Origin of the sequence: Streptococcus sp. CF8_St5-11 (assembly GCF_024295625.1) — a bacterium.
In the GTDB taxonomy this organism is placed as follows: domain Bacteria; phylum Bacillota; class Bacilli; order Lactobacillales; family Streptococcaceae; genus Streptococcus.
In genome coordinates, this window is the sequence record NZ_JANCOJ010000002.1 from 12,756 (window position 1) to 28,804 (window position 16,049).

22 protein-coding genes are annotated in these 16,049 nt (G+C 43.7%); 16 read left to right on the plus strand and 6 right to left on the minus strand.

Features of this window, described 5'->3' with window-relative positions; all coding sequences use genetic code 11:
- Positions 1 to 6: 6 nt before the first annotated feature.
- Both NMM13_RS03760 and NMM13_RS03765 read right to left on the minus strand, forming a co-directional pair.
- Entirely contained in the window at positions 7 to 399 is a 393-nt protein-coding gene (locus NMM13_RS03760; RefSeq protein ID WP_129268580.1) for a (deoxy)nucleoside triphosphate pyrophosphohydrolase, read from the minus strand.
- 218 nt (positions 400 to 617) lie between these two features.
- Positions 618 to 1,232, minus strand: a complete 615-nt coding sequence (locus tag NMM13_RS03765) for a TVP38/TMEM64 family protein (protein ID WP_003011758.1) — start codon at positions 1,230 to 1,232, stop codon at positions 618 to 620.
- A gap of 182 nt (positions 1,233 to 1,414) precedes the next feature.
- Here NMM13_RS03765 and NMM13_RS03770 point away from each other — a divergent pair, with 182 nt between their 5' ends.
- The 12 genes from NMM13_RS03770 to NMM13_RS03825 all read left to right on the plus strand — a co-directional run bounded on the left by NMM13_RS03770 (position 1,415) and on the right by NMM13_RS03825 (position 9,627).
- Positions 1,415 to 1,942: a YqeG family HAD IIIA-type phosphatase gene (locus tag NMM13_RS03770; protein ID WP_368077074.1), complete on the plus strand. Its 528-nt coding sequence runs from the start codon at positions 1,415 to 1,417 to the stop codon at positions 1,940 to 1,942.
- A 2-nt stretch (positions 1,943 to 1,944) separates the two neighbouring features.
- Complete coding sequence (gene yqeH, locus NMM13_RS03775) at positions 1,945 to 3,051, plus strand: ribosome biogenesis GTPase YqeH (RefSeq protein ID WP_254728033.1); 1,107 nt, start codon at positions 1,945 to 1,947, stop codon at positions 3,049 to 3,051.
- A 218-nt stretch (positions 3,052 to 3,269) separates the two neighbouring features.
- Complete coding sequence (gene yhbY / locus NMM13_RS03780; protein WP_006595720.1) at positions 3,270 to 3,581, plus strand: ribosome assembly RNA-binding protein YhbY; 312 nt, start codon at positions 3,270 to 3,272, stop codon at positions 3,579 to 3,581.
- A 21-nt stretch (positions 3,582 to 3,602) separates the two neighbouring features.
- Positions 3,603 to 4,235: a nicotinate-nucleotide adenylyltransferase gene (locus NMM13_RS03785; RefSeq protein WP_254728032.1), complete on the plus strand. Its 633-nt coding sequence runs from the start codon at positions 3,603 to 3,605 to the stop codon at positions 4,233 to 4,235.
- A complete protein-coding gene (gene yqeK, locus NMM13_RS03790) occupies positions 4,232 to 4,828 on the plus strand; it encodes a bis(5'-nucleosyl)-tetraphosphatase (symmetrical) YqeK (protein ID WP_254728030.1) in 597 nt (198 codons plus the stop codon). The genes NMM13_RS03785 and yqeK overlap by 4 nt, the downstream gene beginning before the upstream one ends.
- On the plus strand, positions 4,829 to 5,329 hold the full coding sequence (locus NMM13_RS03795) for a cysteine hydrolase family protein (protein ID WP_254728028.1): 501 nt from the start codon (positions 4,829 to 4,831) through the stop codon (positions 5,327 to 5,329).
- A 14-nt stretch (positions 5,330 to 5,343) separates the two neighbouring features.
- Positions 5,344 to 5,697, plus strand: a complete 354-nt coding sequence (gene rsfS / locus NMM13_RS03800) for a ribosome silencing factor (protein ID WP_049483439.1) — start codon at positions 5,344 to 5,346, stop codon at positions 5,695 to 5,697.
- Positions 5,698 to 6,142: 445 nt separating this feature from the next.
- Positions 6,143 to 6,883 (plus strand): class I SAM-dependent methyltransferase, encoded by a 741-nt coding sequence (locus tag NMM13_RS03805; RefSeq protein WP_302849499.1) that lies wholly within the window; start codon positions 6,143 to 6,145, stop codon positions 6,881 to 6,883.
- A 6-nt stretch (positions 6,884 to 6,889) separates the two neighbouring features.
- On the plus strand, positions 6,890 to 7,984 hold the full coding sequence (locus NMM13_RS03810; protein ID WP_254728024.1) for a nucleotidyltransferase: 1,095 nt from the start codon (positions 6,890 to 6,892) through the stop codon (positions 7,982 to 7,984).
- Between the two features lie 239 nt (positions 7,985 to 8,223).
- Positions 8,224 to 8,478 carry a type II toxin-antitoxin system Phd/YefM family antitoxin gene (locus NMM13_RS03815; RefSeq protein ID WP_003014291.1) on the plus strand — a complete coding sequence of 85 codons (255 nt, stop codon included), beginning with the start codon at positions 8,224 to 8,226 and terminating at the stop codon, positions 8,476 to 8,478.
- A 3-nt stretch (positions 8,479 to 8,481) separates the two neighbouring features.
- A complete protein-coding gene (locus NMM13_RS03820; protein ID WP_013903192.1) occupies positions 8,482 to 8,736 on the plus strand; it encodes a Txe/YoeB family addiction module toxin in 255 nt (84 codons plus the stop codon).
- 174 nt (positions 8,737 to 8,910) lie between these two features.
- Positions 8,911 to 9,627 carry a YebC/PmpR family DNA-binding transcriptional regulator gene (locus tag NMM13_RS03825; RefSeq protein WP_003005873.1) on the plus strand — a complete coding sequence of 239 codons (717 nt, stop codon included), beginning with the start codon at positions 8,911 to 8,913 and terminating at the stop codon, positions 9,625 to 9,627.
- A gap of 52 nt (positions 9,628 to 9,679) precedes the next feature.
- Here the strand turns inward: NMM13_RS03825 and NMM13_RS03830 are convergent, their stop codons facing one another.
- Genes NMM13_RS03830 through NMM13_RS03845 form a run of 4 tightly spaced genes read right to left on the minus strand, consistent with a single transcriptional unit; the run spans position 9,680 to position 12,447 of the window.
- Entirely contained in the window at positions 9,680 to 10,006 is a 327-nt protein-coding gene (locus NMM13_RS03830) for a DUF5960 family protein (protein WP_049503582.1), read from the minus strand.
- Positions 9,987 to 10,358: a hypothetical protein gene (locus NMM13_RS03835; RefSeq protein WP_254728022.1), complete on the minus strand. Its 372-nt coding sequence runs from the start codon at positions 10,356 to 10,358 to the stop codon at positions 9,987 to 9,989. The genes NMM13_RS03830 and NMM13_RS03835 overlap by 20 nt, the downstream gene beginning before the upstream one ends.
- Positions 10,355 to 11,767: a Y-family DNA polymerase gene (locus NMM13_RS03840; RefSeq protein WP_254728020.1), complete on the minus strand. Its 1,413-nt coding sequence runs from the start codon at positions 11,765 to 11,767 to the stop codon at positions 10,355 to 10,357. The genes NMM13_RS03835 and NMM13_RS03840 overlap by 4 nt, the downstream gene beginning before the upstream one ends.
- Positions 11,768 to 11,769: 2 nt before the next feature.
- Positions 11,770 to 12,447: an XRE family transcriptional regulator gene (locus NMM13_RS03845; RefSeq protein WP_254728019.1), complete on the minus strand. Its 678-nt coding sequence runs from the start codon at positions 12,445 to 12,447 to the stop codon at positions 11,770 to 11,772.
- Between the two features lie 159 nt (positions 12,448 to 12,606).
- Here NMM13_RS03845 and asnA point away from each other — a divergent pair, with 159 nt between their 5' ends.
- From asnA to NMM13_RS03865, 4 genes are all read left to right on the plus strand, one after another.
- A complete protein-coding gene (gene asnA / locus NMM13_RS03850; protein WP_003005888.1) occupies positions 12,607 to 13,599 on the plus strand; it encodes an aspartate--ammonia ligase in 993 nt (330 codons plus the stop codon).
- A 247-nt stretch (positions 13,600 to 13,846) separates the two neighbouring features.
- A complete protein-coding gene (gene rsmD, locus NMM13_RS03855) occupies positions 13,847 to 14,386 on the plus strand; it encodes a 16S rRNA (guanine(966)-N(2))-methyltransferase RsmD (RefSeq protein ID WP_254728017.1) in 540 nt (179 codons plus the stop codon).
- Positions 14,376 to 14,864 carry a pantetheine-phosphate adenylyltransferase gene (coaD, locus tag NMM13_RS03860; protein WP_024054875.1) on the plus strand — a complete coding sequence of 163 codons (489 nt, stop codon included), beginning with the start codon at positions 14,376 to 14,378 and terminating at the stop codon, positions 14,862 to 14,864. The genes rsmD and coaD overlap by 11 nt, the downstream gene beginning before the upstream one ends.
- The gene (locus NMM13_RS03865) at positions 14,848 to 15,930 is read left to right on the plus strand and encodes a SepM family pheromone-processing serine protease (RefSeq protein ID WP_045763983.1); all 1,083 of its coding nucleotides are present in this window, start codon (positions 14,848 to 14,850) and stop codon (positions 15,928 to 15,930) included. The genes coaD and NMM13_RS03865 overlap by 17 nt, the downstream gene beginning before the upstream one ends.
- The last annotated feature ends 119 nt before the right edge of the window (positions 15,931 to 16,049 follow it).

A 16,049-nucleotide genomic window follows, 5' to 3' on the forward strand; every position in this document is an offset into this window, starting at 1 on the left:
TACCTCTTATTTTTTTGTTAACAATTCTACAGCTGGACGATCGACAGGTGCCCAGTTAAGCGATTTTAATTCATGTGGTGCTAGCCAAGTAGAATTTTGGTGTTCTAACAACTCTAGGTTTCCTGAGAGTAACTTGGCGTGATAGGTTTTCATAACGACAGTCCCGAAATCATAATCATAGGAGGCCTCGTTCACAAACGAGATAATTTCAATTTCAGAATTTAATTCTTCCTGTATTTCACGAATGAGCGCTTGTTCAGGAGATTCTCCTGCCTCTAATTTTCCGCCTGGAAATTCCCAAAAGCCTCCCAAGCTTTTTCCTTCAGGTCTCTGAGCACAAAAGATTTTTCCATCTTTTTCAATAGCAGCTGCAACAACGTGAATAATTTTTTTTGACATGATTTTCCTCCTCTTTCATTGTATCAGAAATTGGTTGAAAGAAGCAATTAAAGAATTAATCTATATTCAAAAACGGTGAAATTGGTATGGACTTTATCTGGATTGATGTGGACAATCCTCCTGCAGATGCGATTGGTTGGGTTGTGAAATAGAGAGTAATAAACTATTCATAGGACTACAAAAACACCACCTCCTAGTCTTAGGGGTGGTGTTATGCTTTAGACCATTTTCCAGAAATAATCGATGATATAGGTCAGGCCGTAGGTGTAGATGACGAGGGTGATGGGTTTGCAGAGGATGATGATGGTCATGTAGCGTTTGAAGGTCATATTGGTCAGACCTGCCAGCATACAGATGAAGTCAGCGGGACTAACCGGCCAGATCATCATGAAGATAAAGAAGCGATCGAACCGCTTGCCTTCATTGAGCCAGCCAATGTACTTGTCGTAGGTCTTCTGACTGACCATAGATTGGACGAACTTAGGCCCGTACATTCTGGCTAGGTGGAAAATAATGGCACAGCCAATCACGATGCCGATGTAATTGTAGATGGTCCCAATGATGTGGCCATAGATAAAGACACCAGCGACAGATGTCAGGGCGCCAGGAATAATAGGGACCACTGTTTGAAGGATCTGAAGAAAGATAAAGAGAGGTGGTCCAAAGATTCCGGCTTGCAAAATAAAAGCTGACAAGGTTTCTTTGGATTGAAGGATACCAGAAAAGTAGGCCCAGATACAAAAGGCCAAGGTCCCAAGAGCACCAATGATGGACGACCAATTAATGATGCGCTGGAGAAGAGGAGAGACCTCTTTTAAGCTTGTTTGTTTCATAAAAAATTCCGAGTTCTTTTTCTTCTACTATACCATGTTTTTGGAACTTTGTAAGGATTTTGTCTATTTTTTGAGTAGTGAAAGCGACCTGATTGGAGTCTGTCGCTGTTTTAGTCGTGAAGCGGGTGCAAAATGGGCCTTTTTATGCTACAATGAAAGGAGTATAAAAAATGGAGAAAAACGTGTCAATCGAAAATTACAAACCAGATTTTGCGGTGGAAGCAGCCTATGATCTCACCGTTACAGACTTGAAAAAAAAGGGTATTAAGGCAGTCCTTGTGGATTTGGATAATACCTTGATTGCTTGGAATAATCCGGATGGAACTCCTGAGATGCGCCAGTGGTTGCACGACCTTCGTGATGGAGGGATTCGGGTTATCGTGGTGTCTAATAATAGTCCCAAACGGGTTAAGCGCGCTGTTGAGAAATTTGATATTGACTATGAAGCCTGGTCGCTCAAGCCCTTTACCTTTGGGATTGATCGTGCCCTCAGACGTTTTCACTATGAGAAAAATGAAGTGGTCATGGTCGGGGATCAACTGATGACGGATATCCGGGCTGCCCATCGTGCAGGCATTCGTTCGATCTTGGTCAAGCCTTTGGTCGAGCATGACTCGATCAAGACGCAGATCAACCGGGCACGTGAACGCCGTGTTATGAAGCAAATGGCCGAAAAATATGGTCCAATTGTATATAAAAAAGGAATTTAAGAATGGAAGAATTATTCTGTATTGGCTGTGGAGCGCCCATTCAGACAGAAAACAAAGAGGGGCTGGGTTATACTCCCCAATCAGCTCTTGAAAAGGGCTTGGAAACAGGAGAAGTCTATTGCCAACGCTGTTTCCGTCTCCGTCACTACAATGAAATCACAGATGTGCATCTGACAGATGATGATTTCCTAAAACTCCTTCACGAAGTAGGAGATAGTGATGCACTCGTGGTCAATGTAGTCGATATTTTTGACTTTAATGGCTCCGTTATCCCTGGACTACCACGCTTTGTAGCAGGAAATGATGTCCTCTTGGTCGGAAACAAAAAAGATATCTTGCCCAAGTCTGTCAAGGATAGCAAGGTGACCCATTGGTTGATGGAGCGGGCCCACGAAGAAGGCATGCGTCCTGTCGATGTGGTCCTCACCTCTGCTCAAAACAAGAGTGCGATCAAGGACTTGATGGAAAAGATTGAACAGTACCGCAAGGGACGTGATGTCTATGTGGTGGGTGTGACCAACGTTGGGAAATCGACCCTCATTAATGCAATCATCCAAGAAATCACTGGAGACAAGGATATCATCACGACCTCTCGCTTCCCAGGGACGACACTGGACAAGATCGAAATCCCACTGGACGATGGGTCCTACATCTACGATACACCAGGGATTATCCATCGTCACCAGATGGCCCACTACTTGACGGCGAAAAACCTTAAGTATGTCAGCCCTAAAAAGGAAATCAAGCCTAAGACTTATCAGCTCAATCCAGAGCAAACCCTTTTCTTGGGTGGCTTGGGACGTTTTGACTTTATTAAGGGGGAAAAGCAAGGCTTCACCGCCTTCTTTGACAACGACCTCAAGCTTCACCGAACCAAGCTAGATGGCGCGACCGCCTTTTATGACAAGCATGTCGGTGGTCTACTAACACCTCCTAATAGCAAAGAAAAAGAAGAATTCCCACCCTTGGTTTCTCATGAGTTTACCATCAAGGACAAGACAGATCTCGTCATCTCAGGACTCGGCTGGATCCGCGTCAATGGAGAAGCCAAAGTAGCCGTCTGGGCACCAGAAGGCGTCGCCGTCGTTACCCGCAAAGCTATTATTTAAAAATTTGAAAGGAAATAGTTTCTTTATAGACTGGGCGAGTGCAACGAGCCTAGAAAGGATACTTTTCGCTGTGGTGAAAGCCTAAGTAGATATTTTACTACTTAGGCGCGGAAAATTTGAGACTTTAGGCTCAAATTTAAGTCATGGAACTCCGCTAGGAGGTCGCTGACGACCGCCACCACATCAGAAAAGTATCAAAAAAGAAACAATGAAAAAACATGACATTAACATCTAAACAACGGGCTTTCCTCAATAGCCAAGCCCACAGCCTCAAACCGATTATCCAAATCGGGAAAAACGGGCTTAACGATCAAATCAAAACCAGTGTTCGCCAAGCACTAGACGCTCGCGAACTGATCAAGGTCACCCTCCTTCAAAATACGGACGAGAATATCCATGAAGTAGCGGAAATCTTGGAAGAAGAAATCGGTGTGGATACGGTTCAAAAAATTGGACGCATCCTCATCTTGTATAAACAATCAAGCAAAAAAGAAAACCGGAAGATTTCAGTCAAAGTAAAAGAAATCTAAGACATTGAGGAGAGCAAACCTATGGCCATTGAACTATTGACTCCCTTTACCAAGGTAGAGTTAGAGCCAGAGATCAAAGACAAGAATCGCAAACAAGTTGGTATTTTGGGTGGGAATTTCAATCCGGTCCATAATGCCCATTTGGTCGTTGCGGATCAAGTGCGCCAACAATTAGGGTTAGATAAGGTGCTCTTGATGCCTGAGTATGAGCCGCCGCATGTCGATGCTAAGGGGACGATTGCAGAGCACCATCGCCTTAAGATGCTGGAATTAGCCATTGAAGGCATTGAAGGTCTGGAAATCGAGACGATCGAGCTCGAACGAAAAGGGATTTCCTATACCTACGACACCATGATCTTGCTCAATGAACGCGATCCAGACACAGACTATTACTTCATTATTGGTGCAGATATGGTGGATTATTTACCCAAATGGCACCGCATCGATGAATTGGTGGAGATTGTGCAATTTGTCGGGGTCCAGCGACCACGCTATAAGGCAGGGACTTCTTATCCGGTGATCTGGGTGGATGTTCCCCTAATGGATATCTCCTCTAGTATGGTGCGTGATTTTGTAGCTAAAGGTCGGACGCCGAATTTTATGTTGCCAAAACCAGTCTTGGACTACATCAAGAAAGAAGGATTGTATCAATGACCTATGAAAACTACCTAGGCTTTTCTCGTGAGGTCTTGCTCGAAAAAATGCGTCAAATCCTGCCAGAAAAACGGCTAACCCACTGTTTAGGGGTTGAGAAGGCTGCGCGTGACTTGGCTAAACGCTATGGGGCTGATGAAGAGCAGGCTGGTCTAGCAGGTTTGTTACATGACTATGCCAAGAAATTATCGGATCAGGAATTTTTGGACTTGATTGATCGCTATGAGCTAGATCCATCATTAAAAAACTGGGGCAACAATGTCTGGCATGGGATGGTCGGGATTTACAAGATCCAAGAAGATCTCGGATTGACAGATCCAGCCATTCTTCGCAGTATTGAGATTCACACAGTGGGGAGTGGACAGATGTCAACCTTAGACAAGATTGTCTATGTGGCAGATTATATTGAACACAATCGGGATTTCCCAGGGGTAGATCAAGCGCGTGACATCGCTCAAGTCTCCTTGGATCGTGCCGTGGCCTATGAGACGGCTCGCACAGTCGAACACCTGGCTCACCAAGGATTGCCGATTTATCCCCAAACCCTTGAAACCTACAATGCCTTTGTGAAGTATTTGAAAGAGGAGCAGTGAGTGAAAACAGCTTTAATCATTATTGATGTACAAAATATCCTCGTGGAGACAGGTTTTGAGACAGATAAGCTCTTAGAGAAGATTGCTTATTTGCAAGATCGGGCTAGAAAACAGCAGATTGAAATCATCTACATACAGCATATTGAAACCCCAGAGGCTTTAACTTCAGAAGATTGGCAGTTATCGCCCCTGTTGAATAGACAGGAGAATGAAAAGGTGTTTCAGAAGCGATACAATAGCATGTTTAAAGAGACAGGATTAAAAGAATACTTGGATCAACAAGGGATTGAACAACTGGTCCTGTGTGGCATGCAGACAGAATATTGTGTCGATACATCCATCAAAGTGGGATTTGAATACGGCTATAAGCTGGTCGTTCCAGAAGGAGCTGTCACAACCTTTGATGGAGAGGACATCCCAGCAGAAACGCTTAATGAATTTTATGAAAATATTTGGGCAGAACGTTTTGCGGATGTCTTAGACTACAAAACAATTTTTTAAAGAAAGAGGACTAAATGAAAGAAAAAGAATTACTTGAACTTGTTGTTAAAGCTGCCGATGAAAAACGTGCAGAAGATATTGTGGCTTTGGATGTGCAAAGCTTGACCAGTGTGACGGATTACTTTGTTATCGCAAGCTCTATGAACAGCCGTCAGTTGGAAGCGATCGCAGAAAATATTCGCGAGAAAGTCGTTGAAGCTGGGGGCAATGCCAGCCACGTCGAAGGTGACTCAGCAGGAGGTTGGGTACTTCTTGACTTAGGTGGTGTGGTGGTCCATGTCTTCTCAGAAGAAATGCGTACCCACTATAACCTAGAAAAGCTATGGCACGAAGCAAGTGCTGTCGATCTTTCAGCAGCCCTAGCATAAGCAGGTAAACTCAGTTGGTAGCAACTGAGTTTTGTTGGTTAAATTGAAATTCTATGGAAAGAAAGGATATGGCCTCGTGTTAAGTTAGTTTGGTAACGGAACACGAGCTAAAAGCTGTGAGAAAAAGAGTAACTTCCTTTGTATCTGACGATACGGCAGAAAGTTTCCTATTTTCTCTTTGCTTTTAAGGCTCTTTGTATCTTAGAAAGGATTTGAACCCGTCCTGTAATCCTCGGAAAATAGATAGGGCTATGTCAAATTATTAACTAAAAAATTTATTGTTTGACGCAGTAGCTGATTGGACTCTTCATTCGCTTTTTAAGCTCGGAAGAGTACCTAATCAGCCTTGCGGGGGTGAGACAACGAACGAATTTTCTAAGAAAACTCGTTCTGTCTCACTCCCCTAATTTTCTATCGGATTACGGGCGGACTTGGTATTATGAATATGGCGACTTATGAAACGTTTGCGGCGGTCTATGATGCGGTCATGGATGACAGTCTGTATGATTTGTGGACGGATTTTTCCCTCCGCCATCTCCCAAAGACAAAAGATAAGAAAAAATTACTGGAATTGGCTTGTGGGACAGGGATTCAATCTGTTCGCTTTTCTCAAGCTGGTTTTGATGTGACGGGATTAGACTTGAGTGCTGATATGCTGAAAATTGCTGAAAAAAGAGCGGCTTCAGCCAAGCAAAAGATTGATTTTATCGAGGGCAATATGTTGGACCTGTCGCAAGCAGGTACCTATGATTTTGTGACCTGCTACTCTGATTCTATCTGCTATATGCAGGACGAGGTGGAAGTGGGAGATGTCTTCAAAGAAGTCTACAATGCCCTTAATGAAGACGGGGTCTTTATCTTTGATGTGCATTCGACCTACCAGACTGATGAGGTTTTCCCGGGCTATTCTTATCACGAAAATGCGGAAGATTTTGCCATGCTTTGGGATACCTATGAGGATGAAGCCCCTCACTCGATCGTCCATGAGCTGACCTTCTTTGTGAAAGAAGAAGATGGATCCTTTAGTCGGCACGATGAAGTCCATGAGGAGCGTACCTATGAAGTTTTAACCTATGACATTTTGCTGGAGCAGGCTGGCTTTAAATCTTTCAAATTGTACGCAGACTTTGAAGATAAGGAGCCAACAAAGACCAGCAAACGATGGTTTTTTGTAGCACAGAAGTAGGACAGCATGACAGTTACAGGTATTATTGCAGAATTTAATCCTTTTCACAATGGGCACAAGTATTTGCTGGAACAGGCAGAGGGTTTGAAAATTGTTGCTATGTCTGGAAATTTTGTCCAACGTGGTGAACCTGCCATTGTAGATAAGTGGACACGGGCGCAGATGGCTTTGGAAAATGGAGCAGACCTGGTGGTCGAGCTCCCCTTTCTCGTGGCTGTTCAGTCGGCTGATCATTTTGCCAAGGGAGCGGTAGAAATCTTATCCCGTCTAGGAATCGACCAATTGACCTTTGGGACAGAAGAAGTCTTAGATTACCAAGCGATTGCGACAGTCTACTCGGAGAATGAGGCGGAAATGGAAGCTTTCTTGCGAAATCTTCCAGATGATTTATCCTATCCACAAAAGACCCAAAAAATGTGGGAAACCTTTGCTGGAGTGGAGTTCACAGGGGATACTCCCAATCATATTCTGGGGTTGGCCTATGCCAAGGCTTGTGTTGGAAAGGGGCTTGCGCTTAAGGCTATCCAACGGCAAGGTGCAGGCTACCATTCAGAAGAAAAAGAGGTGGCTTATGCTTCTGCCACTAGTCTACGCCTACACAAGGAAGATCAGGACTTTGTCGCTAAATTCATGCCTAATAGCCAACTCTTTCAGTCGGCTCCACAGGTATCTTGGGAGGATTATGACCAACTGCTCCGTTATCAAATCCTAACCCATCCGGATCTGACACAGATTTTTCAAGTCAATGAAGAAATAGCCAATCGGATAAAGGATGCGATTCGAAGTGCTAGTTCTGTGGAAGACCTGGTGGAGAAAGTCGCAACCAAGCGCTATACCAAGGCACGTGTGCGCCGCATCTTGACCTACATCTTGGTAGGGGCGATGGATCAAGCTCTTCCCGATGCCATTCATGTCTTAGGATTTTCCGCAAAGGGACAAGCTCACCTCAAAGGCTTGAAAAAATCAGTAGAAATCGTGACTCGAATCGGTAAGGAGCCTTGGGATGACTTGACCCAGCAAGCCGATCAGGTGTATCAGCTAGGCCATCCCCAATTGCCAGAACAGATCTGGGGTCGAGTGCCAGTGAGAGTGGAAGAATAAAAGGTCTGACGTAAATTTTCTCTGCCCACATTCACGTAAGGCAAGAAGTTTATGATGCACGGAAACAGTGTTTATCCAATGTCTAAAAAATCTTTTTAGACATTGGATTTTTTTGTTTTTACCAAATTTAGAAACTTTTTACGAATAATTAAGTGAAGAGGGAAAAACTTGTACAAGTTCCTGACAAGTTTTTCTTTTTCATGTATAATAAAAGAAAAGAGGTAGAATGAGGTATGGCAATGGAAGCAGTCGTTTATTCAACATTCCGCAATCATTTGAAGGATTATATGAAGAAGGTGAATGATGAGTTTGAGCCTTTGACGGTCGTGAATAAGAATCCAGACGAAGATATTGTGGTCATCTCTAAGAGCGAGTGGGATAGCCTACAAGAAACCCTGAGACTAGCTCAGAACAAGGAATTGTCAGATAAGGTCTTGCGGGGCATGGCAGAAGTCCGAGCTGGTCAGGTTCAACTCCATGAGATTGAGGGGTAACAGATGTTACTCAAGTTTACAGAAGATGCCTGGAAGGATTATTGTTACTGGCAAAGTCAGGACAAAAAGACATTGAAGCGAATCAATACCCTGATTAAGGAGATCCAAAGGGACCCATTTGCTGGGATTGGTAAGCCTGAGCCCTTGAAATATGACTTTCAAGGAGCATGGTCAAGACGGATTGATGCAGAGAATCGCCTGATTTATATGCTAGATGAGTCAGGTGTCGCTTTCCTCTCTTTTAAAGATCATTATTAAGTCTTTAAAAGAGGATCTTTTTGATAGTTAGGATAGCTATTTAAAATTCCCAACTCGAAGAAAATTCCTATAAAATCCCCTTTCTAAAAATAGAAAAATCTAGTCTAACTTCGACGATTTGTGATATAATGTTAAAGATTGAAAATAATTTGAAAAAATTTAAGGAGAATCCTCATGGGACGTAAATGGGCCAATATTGTTGCCAAGAAAACTGCCAAAGATGGTGCCAACTCAAAAGTATATGCCAAATTTGGTGTTGAGATCTATGTAGCCGCTAAAAAGGGTGAACCAGATCCAGAACTAAATACTGCTTTGAGATTCGTTATTGACCGTGCGAAACAAGCGCAAGTGCCAAAACACGTGATTGATAAAGCGATCGATAAGGCAAAAGGAAACACTGACGAAACCTTTACAGAAGGACGTTACGAAGGATTTGGACCAAATGGTTCGATGTTGATCGTTGATACTTTGACTTCAAACGTCAACCGTACAGCTGCTAATGTCCGTGCTGCCTTTGGTAAAAACGGTGGTAACATGGGAGCTTCAGGTTCTGTATCTTATCTCTTTGACAACAAAGGTGTTATCGTCTTTGCTGGTGATGATGCCGATGCTATCTTTGAACTTTTGCTTGAAGCGGATGTTGATGTAGATGATGTCGAAGCAGAAGAAGGAACGATCACAGTCTACACTGCTCCAACTGATCTTCACAAAGCAATCGTTGCTTTGCGTGAATCAGGTGTCGAAGAATTCCAAGTAACAGAATTGGAAATGATTCCTCAATCAGAAGTTGAGTTGTCAGGTGAAGATTTGGAAACATTTGAAAAACTTTACAGCGTTCTTGAAGACGACGAGGACGTACAAAAAATCTACACAAACGTAGATGGATTCTAATCACTCATAAGAACTGTAGTGAATCCCATAAATTAAGAAAAAGGATAGCTTCTTAGATCAAGCTATCCTTTTTCTCTGTCTGATGAGGAACTATCTTTTGTAAGTGATGTCCTGTATAAGCGTAAATACGGGTCAGGGGTGATTGGGAGAGTGTGGAAACCTTAAAATAGAAATAATGGTCTCGATGATCCCGACTTTTGGTGTGGTGAAGACGAAAGTAGTTTCGCTGGCCTGCTGCCATAGAGTGGAGAATATCATCTTCTAAAAAGACGAGCGGCGTAGAAGTAGCGGCCCACTTGTAAAAGTCCATCTCAAATTGGTGGTAATTCTCCGAAAAATAATCAAATTGTAATTCGTGTTTAGTCTGAATAGGTTTCATAGGGTGTTTCCTCAGATTCAATAAAAATGATAGAGTCTACGAGGAGACGGTGGTAGTGGCCATCGCTTTTGAGAAGAAGCTCAGAAGCAGATAAGGTGTGAATCGAACCTGTGTAGGTTGCAAATTGATTCCCCTCTAGAATTGTGATCGAGATCGTCGTTTGTTGTTGAAAGGCCTGCTCCAGAAGCTGAATCTTTTCAGCAAGTGGAAGAACCGTGAGCTGACTGCGGTCAATTTCTTTTGTATGCAGGGCGGTTGTGTGCTCGGATAAAAAGAAGCCAGCCCATTTGGCCATGCCACGATCTTGAAATTCGCGGGCGGATTGATAAGGGAGATAAGAACGGTCGATCATGTTAATCCATCTAAGCCTCCTGCGGAATGTCCGCCTGTTAATTTACTGCGTGCAATGGCGCGTGAGTTTTCTAGTAGTGAGGAGCCTTTCTGAAGAGAGGTGAAGCCAAATTGGTCCCGAATGCGGTCGATCGTCTGTTGAAGTTTCTCCTCTTTTTCTAGGGCTACTGGGTCATCGAAGAGAGAAAAGAGTTGAAGAGACTCCTCGACAAGTTCTCCATAAAAAACACCAATCTGCCGAATGGCTCCTCCTTCGTACTTGGAGCGAAAGAGCCGCAGAACCGTATCGGATAAAACCTTAGTGGATTGGGTGGGCTCAATCTTTTGCTGGCAGTGAATGGACGGAAGTCCCTCGATTTTGGAGTAGGAGGCATGAATAGAGACCAGCTGGGTCTTCTTTTTTTTCCGTCGCAAGCGAATAGCCACCTGTTCAGCCATCTCCCGAAACACCAGTTCAATATCGGCCTGTATATGGTAGTCATAGGGCAAGATTTGAGAGTTACCAATGCCTCGTGACTTCGGATGATAAGGCTTGTGGACATTGCTTTCATCAATGCCATGAGCATGGAACCACAGTTGAAGGCCCATGACTCCGAATTCTTTCTTTAAGAGATCTGGGTGAGCCTGGGCCAGTTCAGCAATCGACGTGATCCCGATCTTTTGCAATCGTTTTTCAGTACGACGTCCAATGCCCCAAAAATCAGTGAGCTGGGGCAGTTTCCAGATCTTACTTTCTACATCTTCATAAGACCAATTGGAGCGCATATTTCGGCAATGCTTGGCTTCATTGTCCAAGGCTAGCTTGGCAAGAAGGGGATTGGCATTGCTGAGGCCGATGGTAGAGTAGATGCCAGTTTCCTGCCAGATCCTTTTTTGGATCCTGGCAGAAAGGAGATCCAGTTTTTCCTTTCGAGAGAGGGAGGAATCGGGAATAAAATAATTTAAGGAAGAGGTCAGATCGATAAAGCCTTCGTCAATCGAGTAAGGGAAAATATCATCTGGTGCCGCAAATTCCTGAAAGACCTTTTGAATCTCCATATTGACCTGAATGTAGGCATTCATCCGTGGAGGGACAATCAGGGTCCTCTTGGCCCAGGATTCAATGGATGCAATAAAGGCTGGATCTGTTGGCAATCCTTGTTTTTTAGCGACGTAGCTATTAAATTTTCTGGTCTTGAGGTCAAAAGGTAGGTCGTAGCTACGGCTGACATTTTTCTTGCCAAAGACTTGTTTGAAAACGGGAGAGCTCGCCAAAATCAGACCAGCAGAATTGTCGCTCCGACTCATGACGCAAAGAGAAGTCGTCAAGGGATTGAGCCCTAGACGGACACATTCACAACTGGCATAAAAACTTTTCATATCCACAAAAGCAATATCAGAATGAGGCTCACGTGAATAATCAAATAGCATATTTAAACCTCGAGTGGAAGAAAATGCCCGACCACAATGCCGACGATTTTGGGTTCGTCCTCATAGGGAGCGAATAAATCATCGTAGTCAGGGTTGATGGATTCTAAGCGCAAACCTTCCGCTTCCCGATAGACTTTCTTGATATAGGTCTTTCCATTCCAGATGAGGGCGTAGACAGCCCCATCATAGTCAAAGCCAGTCTGCTTCATGAGGGCAACAGAGCCGTTGGGATAGAGAGGTTCCATCGAATCACCTGATACCCAAGAAGCGAAATCGTGCTGGATCTCTTGGTCAAAATAGACAGTTTCATAGTCCGTTTCGTTGTCATAAAAGGTTTGTCCCAAACCGGCTGCCAACTCAATCGAAAGAACCTTATAAGCAGTCAAGGAAACAACTTTTTGCTGCTGTTCCAATAACTGGCTGGCCAACTGGTCGACTTTCTTTTGATGAGGTGGGGTTAATAAAGGGTAGGTGTAGAGTGCGGAGTCTTTGTTAATAAAGTAGTCCTCTTTAACGGAGAGGCGCTTGGCCAACCTCCTGAGATTTTTTTCGTGCGGTTCCGCTAAGCCATTCTCCCAACTGGAGTAAGTCTTGCGAGAAATCTTGAGATCCTCGTAGACATCAGCTTGGGTCAAGCCTTTTTCTAGGCGTCTTTCTTTTAGTTTTTTTGCATCAAACATGTCGCTTCTCCTATGTAACGTTTTAAAAGTTACATACAGTTTATCAAAAATGAATCCTTTTTGCAAGAGAAAAATTCAGTTGAAAACGAATGAAAAGACTTGATTTTGATTGAAAAAAGAGTATAATCATTTCTAAAATGTCTATAAATGAGGAACTATATGAAAAAAAGTTTTATACACCAACAAAAAGAAATTTCGTTTGTTAAAACGACTTTCACACAATATTTAAAAGATAAATTGGACATCATTGAAGTCCAAGGACCAATTTTGAGCAAGGTCGGAGACGGGATGCAGGATAACCTTTCTGGGATTGAACATCCGGTATCTGTAAAGGTCCTTCAAATTCCTGATGAGACTTATGAAGTCGTGCATTCACTCGCAAAATGGAAACGCCATACCTTGGCACGTTTTGGTTTTGGCGAAGGAGAAGGTCTCTTTGTCCATATGAAGGCTCTTCGTCCAGATGAAGATTCGCTAGACGCTATCCACTCTGTTTATGTAGACCAATGGGACTGGGAAAAAGTCATCCCAAATGGTCAACGCAATATCGCCTACCTCAAAGAAACGGTTGAAAAAATCTACAAGGCGATTCGTTTAACAGAACTAGCAGTAGAAGCGCGCTATGACATTGAGTCAGTTCTTCCAAAACAAATTACCTTCGTTCACACAGAAGAGTTGGTGGAACGCTATCCAGATTTAACTCCAAAAGAGCGTGAAAATGCCATTGCCAAAGAATTCGGAGCCGTTTTCTTGATCGGGATTGGTGGAGAGCTTGCAGATGGCAAACCACACGATGGTCGTGCACCTGACTACGATGACTGGACAACAGAGTCTGAAAATGGCTACAAGGGCTTGAATGGTGATATCCTAGTCTGGAATGACGTTCTAGGTTCAGCCTTTGAGTTGTCTTCAATGGGAATCCGTGTCGATGAAGATACGCTTCGCCGCCAAGTTGCGATCACAGGGGACGAGGATCGTCTCCAATTAGAGTGGCACAAAGCTTTGTTAAATGGTCTTTTCCCACTTACAATTGGTGGAGGGATCGGACAATCTCGTTTGGCTATGTTCTTGCTTCGTAAGAAACATATCGGTGAAGTCCAAACTAGTGTCTGGCCTCAATCTGTCCGCGATGAATATGAAAATATCCTATAAGGAAGAAAGAGAGTGGGACAGAAATCGGTAATTCGTTAGAATTCGATTTCGTCGTCCCACCTCCGCACAGTTGAGTAGGGCTGTAAAAGCTGATGAAATCAGCGTAGTAGAGCCCACTCAACCACTGCGTCTTGCTCGACAATGCAAAAATAATTGAGAGGCTAGGACTTTTGTCCCAGCCTCTTTTAATTGTCGCTTGACCATATCAAATCGCAATTTTCTGATTTTTTTTGGTATAATGGTCCCTATGAAAATAGTATCTGGAACCTATGGGGGACGTCCCCTCAAAACACTTGAAGGAAAAACAACCAGGCCGACTTCTGATAAGGTCAGAGGGGCCATGTTCAATATGATTGGTCCTTACTTTGATGGTGGAAGAGTGCTGGATCTCTATGCTGGAAGTGGTGGGCTCTCTATCGAAGCAGTTTCTCGAGGCATGTCAGAGGCCGTTCTAGTGGAAAGAGATCGTAGAGCGCAGGAGATTGTAGCAGCCAATATTGCCATGACCAAGGAAAAGGAACGGTTTCAACTGCTAAAAATGGAGGCCAAGCAAGCCTTGGGCCTCCTAACGGGCACCTTTGACTTAGTTTTCTTGGACCCTCCGTATGCCAAGGAAGAGATTGTTCGCGATATCGAAACCTTGTGCGAGCGCCATCTCTTGTCAGAGGACGTCATGATTGTGTGCGAAACCGATAAACACGTAGAACTTCCTGAGGAAATCGGACAAGTGGGAATCTGGAAAGAAAAAATCTATGGAATTAGTAAGGTAACAGTATATGTCAGATAGAAGTGGATTGTTTACAGGATCGTTTGATCCGATTACCATTGGGCATGTGCAATTGATCGAGCGAGCTAGTCGCTTGTTTGACCGTGTCTATGTAGGAATTTTTTATAATTCGGAAAAAGTCGGACTCTTTTCCATTGAGCAGCGCGTGCGCATGGTGAAAGGGGCCTTGGCTCATTTGGAAAATGTTGAAATTGTGACGTCAACTCAAGAGTTGGCTGTGACAGTGGCGCGCAATCTTGGGGTCATCACCTTGATCCGGGGCTTGCGCAATGCACAGGATCTGGTATACGAAGCCAATATGGATTACTTTAATCATCAGTTGGCGCCTGAATTGGAGACGGTTTATCTCTATGCCCAGCCTCCTTACCAGGCCATTAGTTCAACACGTATTCGAGAGTTGCTGGCTTTTCAGCAGGATATCTCACCTTATGTACCAAAGAGTGTAATGGAGGAAATCAAAGATGACACAAGCGAATAAACCAAGCTTGCCTACAAAAAAGAAAAAAGGACGATTGAAAGAATACCGATGGCCGATTGCAGGCGTTCTTTTCTTGCTCCTCTTGCTAGCTGCTTTTGTGATTCGCCTTCCCTATTATATTGAGATGCCGGGCACGGCAGAAGATATTCGATCGGTCATGACAGTGGATGGAAAAATGGATACCAAGTCAGGGTCTTATGACTTTGTAACCGTGGCAGTGAAAGAAGCGACTCCGGCTGATTTGATCTATGCTTGGGCGACACCTTTTACAGATATCTACTCTGCCAAGGATATGACAGGTGGTAGTTCGAGCCAAGAATTTACGCGGATTAACCAATTCTATATGGAAACCTCGCAAAATATGGCTATCTACCAAGGGTTAAAGACAGCTGGAAAAGAAACCCAGATGGACTTTCTTGGTGTTTATGTCATGCAAGTAGCAGATGACTCGACCTTTAAGGGAATCTTGAACATTGCGGATACCGTCACCGGTGTGAACGGCAAGACCTTTAAGAGTTCCAAAGAATTGATTGACTATGTTGGTTCTCAAAAAATTGGCGATCCCGTTTCAGTGACCTATATTGAGGATGGACAAACCAAGACAGCAGATGGAAAGATCATCAAATTGTCCAACGGGAAAAACGGAATTGGGATTAGCCTGATCGACCGGACTGAAGCCAAAGGCGATGTTCCTGTCCAATTTGCGACCCAAGGGATTGGTGGACCAAGTGCCGGTATGATGTTTAGCTTAGCCATCTACACCCAAGTGGCTGATCCAGATCTTCGTCAGGGACGCCATATTGCAGGGACAGGAACCATTAACCAAGATGGAACGGTTGGCGATATCGGTGGGATTGACAAGAAAGTCGTCGCAGCCGATAAAGAAGGAGCAGAAATTTTCTTTGCCCCTAATAACCCTGTTTCCAAAGAAGAAAAGAAAGCCAATCCCAAGGCCAAATCAAACTATGAAACAGCTAAAGAAGCCGCGAAACAAATTCATTCGAAGATGAAAATTGTCCCCGTCAAAACCCTTCAAGACGCCATTGATTATTTGAAGAAGAAGTAGAGTAGTCTGATGGACAAGTGAAATAATGAATCTCATATGAAACCATACTAACATCCATTGGATTATCAAAAGAAAAGGAGTAGGCTGTGAAAAAGATATTTGGTGATGCGAAGTAAAAG

What these genes read in the sequence shown, in the direction of transcription:
- yqeK (WP_254728030.1), top strand. Translation starts at nt 4,232, where the DNA reads ATGACCTATGAAAACTACCTAGGCTTTTCTCGTGAGGTCTTGCTCGAA.
- NMM13_RS03840 (WP_254728020.1), bottom strand. Translation starts at nt 11,767, where the DNA reads ATGCTATTTGATTATTCACGTGAGCCTCATTCTGATATTGCTTTTGTG.
- NMM13_RS03825 (WP_003005873.1), top strand. Translation starts at nt 8,911, where the DNA reads ATGGGACGTAAATGGGCCAATATTGTTGCCAAGAAAACTGCCAAAGAT.
- NMM13_RS03830 (WP_049503582.1), bottom strand. Translation starts at nt 10,006, where the DNA reads ATGAAACCTATTCAGACTAAACACGAATTACAATTTGATTATTTTTCG.
- NMM13_RS03765 (WP_003011758.1), bottom strand. Translation starts at nt 1,232, where the DNA reads ATGAAACAAACAAGCTTAAAAGAGGTCTCTCCTCTTCTCCAGCGCATC.
- asnA (WP_003005888.1), top strand. Translation starts at nt 12,607, where the DNA reads ATGAAAAAAAGTTTTATACACCAACAAAAAGAAATTTCGTTTGTTAAA.
- NMM13_RS03820 (WP_013903192.1), top strand. Translation starts at nt 8,482, where the DNA reads ATGTTACTCAAGTTTACAGAAGATGCCTGGAAGGATTATTGTTACTGG.
- NMM13_RS03760 (WP_129268580.1), bottom strand. Translation starts at nt 399, where the DNA reads ATGTCAAAAAAAATTATTCACGTTGTTGCAGCTGCTATTGAAAAAGAT.
- NMM13_RS03845 (WP_254728019.1), bottom strand. Translation starts at nt 12,447, where the DNA reads ATGTTTGATGCAAAAAAACTAAAAGAAAGACGCCTAGAAAAAGGCTTG.
- rsfS (WP_049483439.1), top strand. Translation starts at nt 5,344, where the DNA reads ATGAAAGAAAAAGAATTACTTGAACTTGTTGTTAAAGCTGCCGATGAA.
- NMM13_RS03785 (WP_254728032.1), top strand. Translation starts at nt 3,603, where the DNA reads ATGGCCATTGAACTATTGACTCCCTTTACCAAGGTAGAGTTAGAGCCA.
- yhbY (WP_006595720.1), top strand. Translation starts at nt 3,270, where the DNA reads ATGACATTAACATCTAAACAACGGGCTTTCCTCAATAGCCAAGCCCAC.
- coaD (WP_024054875.1), top strand. Translation starts at nt 14,376, where the DNA reads ATGTCAGATAGAAGTGGATTGTTTACAGGATCGTTTGATCCGATTACC.
- NMM13_RS03815 (WP_003014291.1), top strand. Translation starts at nt 8,224, where the DNA reads ATGGAAGCAGTCGTTTATTCAACATTCCGCAATCATTTGAAGGATTAT.
- rsmD (WP_254728017.1), top strand. Translation starts at nt 13,847, where the DNA reads ATGAAAATAGTATCTGGAACCTATGGGGGACGTCCCCTCAAAACACTT.
- NMM13_RS03865 (WP_045763983.1), top strand. Translation starts at nt 14,848, where the DNA reads ATGACACAAGCGAATAAACCAAGCTTGCCTACAAAAAAGAAAAAAGGA.
- NMM13_RS03835 (WP_254728022.1), bottom strand. Translation starts at nt 10,358, where the DNA reads ATGATCGACCGTTCTTATCTCCCTTATCAATCCGCCCGCGAATTTCAA.
- NMM13_RS03805 (WP_302849499.1), top strand. Translation starts at nt 6,143, where the DNA reads ATGGCGACTTATGAAACGTTTGCGGCGGTCTATGATGCGGTCATGGAT.
- yqeH (WP_254728033.1), top strand. Translation starts at nt 1,945, where the DNA reads ATGGAAGAATTATTCTGTATTGGCTGTGGAGCGCCCATTCAGACAGAA.
- NMM13_RS03810 (WP_254728024.1), top strand. Translation starts at nt 6,890, where the DNA reads ATGACAGTTACAGGTATTATTGCAGAATTTAATCCTTTTCACAATGGG.